Raw genomic sequence first — 642 nt, 5'->3', positions numbered from 1 at the left:
CGCAGCGGTGGCACATAAAATGAGAAGGCGATACATTGGAATTGAACTTGGAGATCATTGTTATACACATTGCAAAAAGAGATTAGATAGAGTTATAGATGGTAAAGATAGAGGTGGTGTCACAAACACATATGATTGGCAAGGTGGCGGGGGATATAAATTCTACGAACTTGCAGAACCATTACTTGTAAAGAACAAAGTTCTTCCTGTTTATCAAATAAATCCATCTTATACATGGGATATGGTATGTGAAGCTATTTGCAAGATAGAAGGATTTACCTATGAACCATCTGGGGTGTTTCAAGGACATTCATCAGAGAATCGATTCATACATATCACAGAAGAATTTGTTAATACAAAGTATGTGATGTCGATAATGAAGAACTTAGGGGATAAGCAGAGTTTACTTATCTATTGTAAGAAAAATCAAGCTGACATGATTCTTCCAGAGAATGTGGAAGTGAAAAAAATACCAAAGGATTTATTGGATAAATGTAATTTTGAAAGTGAGGTGCAGGAATAATGAGTTCAGTAGATAAAATTAAATGGGCTATGAGCCTGCGTGATCCTCAGTATGAAGCGCTACAATACTTTGATGCAATCAGTTCCAAGATTGAGTATAGAACTAGTTCAAAAGCTGAA

Annotated in this window: 1 pseudogene; it reads left to right on the top strand. The window is 35.7% G+C overall.

Annotated elements, in window-relative coordinates:
* A pseudogene (locus CCU_RS06290) lies at positions 1–523 on the top strand (site-specific DNA-methyltransferase); the annotation flags it as partial.
* Between the last annotated feature and the right edge of the window lie 119 nt (positions 524–642).

The sequence above is a fragment of the Coprococcus sp. ART55/1 genome (assembly GCF_000210595.1).
GTDB classification, from domain to species: domain Bacteria; phylum Bacillota; class Clostridia; order Lachnospirales; family Lachnospiraceae; genus Coprococcus; species Coprococcus aceti.
This window is presented reverse-complemented; position numbering and strand designations above follow the sequence as displayed.